This window comes from Halomonas sp. BM-2019 (assembly GCF_017584085.1).
Window position 1 is genome coordinate 75632 of sequence record NZ_CP071922.1, and the last position, 1490, is coordinate 77121.

Annotated in this window: 2 protein-coding genes; both read right to left on the reverse strand. The window is 71.7% G+C overall.

Going from position 1 to position 1490, the window contains the following annotated elements; all coding sequences use genetic code 11:
- Window positions 1–358: uroporphyrinogen-III synthase (locus J5F18_RS00380; protein WP_346300396.1), on the reverse strand; the 358-nt coding region annotated here is incomplete at its 3' end.
- Window positions 358–1299 (reverse strand): hydroxymethylbilane synthase, encoded by a 942-nt coding sequence (gene hemC, locus J5F18_RS00385; RefSeq protein WP_346300397.1) that lies wholly within the window; start codon window positions 1297–1299, stop codon window positions 358–360. The genes hemC and J5F18_RS00380, both read right to left, overlap by 1 nt.
- Window positions 1300–1490: the final 191 nt, after the last annotated feature.

Genomic DNA, 1490 nt, shown 5'->3' on the forward strand with positions numbered 1-1490 from the left:
CCACCAGCAGCACCTGCTCGCCGGTCAGCTCGCGGAGCGAGCCCAGGCGCAGCAGCGCCTCGCTGGTGTCCTCGCCGGCGGACGCTGGCGGCACATGGACCCGCACGCCGAGTCGCGCATGCAGCGCCTCGGCGGTGGCCGCCCCCACCGCGTAGTAGTCGATGCCCACCGGCAGCTGGGGCCAGTAGCGGTCCAGCGCCTCCGCCAGGCACTCCGCGGCGAAGGGGCTCACCACCACCACCCGGCGGAAGTGGTCGAAGTCGAGCCAGGCGGCGCGCGGCGCCGACGACTCGGGCAGCGCCGCCAGCACGTCGCCCCGCTCCCCGGGCCGGGTGATCACGACCGGTGCGGCCGCCATCAACCGGCGCCGTAGACCTCGGCGAGGATCTCGCCGGCGCCCATCTCCAGCAGCTCCTCGGCGACGCGGATGCCCAGCGCCTCGGGTTCGTGGATCGAGCCGCGCCCCTCGGCGCGCAGCACCCGGCTACCGTCCGGGTTGCCCACCAGGGCGCGCAGCCACAGGGTCTGGCCATCGCCCTCGAAGACCGCATGGCCGCCGATGGGCACCTGGCAGCCGCCCTCCAGGCGGGTGTTCATGGCGCGCTCGGCGCGCACCCGGGTGGCGGTGTCGGGGTCATCCAGAGGCGCCAGCAGGCCGATCAGCTCGGGGTCGTGCAGGCGGCACTCGATGCCGAGCGCCCCCTGGCCGCAGGCGGGCAGGCACACCTCCGGGGGCAGCTCCATGGCGATGCGCTCCTCCAGGCCCAGGCGCTTGAGGCCGGAGGTGGCCAGCAGGATGGCGTCGAACTCCCCGGCATCGAGCTTGGCCAGGCGGGTCTGGACATTGCCGCGCAGGGTGAGGATCTCGAAGTCCGGGCGTGCCTCCTGCATCTGCAGGCCGCGTCGCAGGCTGGAGGTGCCGATGCGGGCGCCTTCGGGCAGCTCGTCGAGGCTCTTGTAGTGGTTGGAGACGAAGGCGTCGGTGGCCTCGGCGCCGGCAAGGATCACCGAGAGGCCCAACCCCTCGGGGAAGTGCATCGGCACGTCCTTCATGGAGTGAACGGCGATGTCGGCGCGCCCGTCGAGCATCGCCTCCTCCAGCTCCTTCACGAACAGCCCCTTGCCCCCCACCTTGGCCAGCGGCGTGTCGAGGATCTTGTCGCCGCGGGTGGACATGGCCACCAGCTCCACCGCGAGGCCGGGATGAATCGCCATGAGGCGGTCGCGAACGTGTTCGGCCTGCCACAGGGCCAGTTGACTCTTGCGGGTGGCGATACGCAGCTTGGTGATGGGTTGCACGAGAATCTCCCTGTACCGGTTCCCTTGCTGGCGGCCAGCGGCGCCGGCGCCCGGTGATAATGGCGTTCTGTAGTGTCGCGTTACCGTCATCATAAAGCACCCGGAAGGGCAGGAGAAATCGGCGCCTGCCGCGGCGCCCCGCCCCTCGCCACGCCGGTGGACTCTGGTACACTGCCGGGCATGTCCAGAGC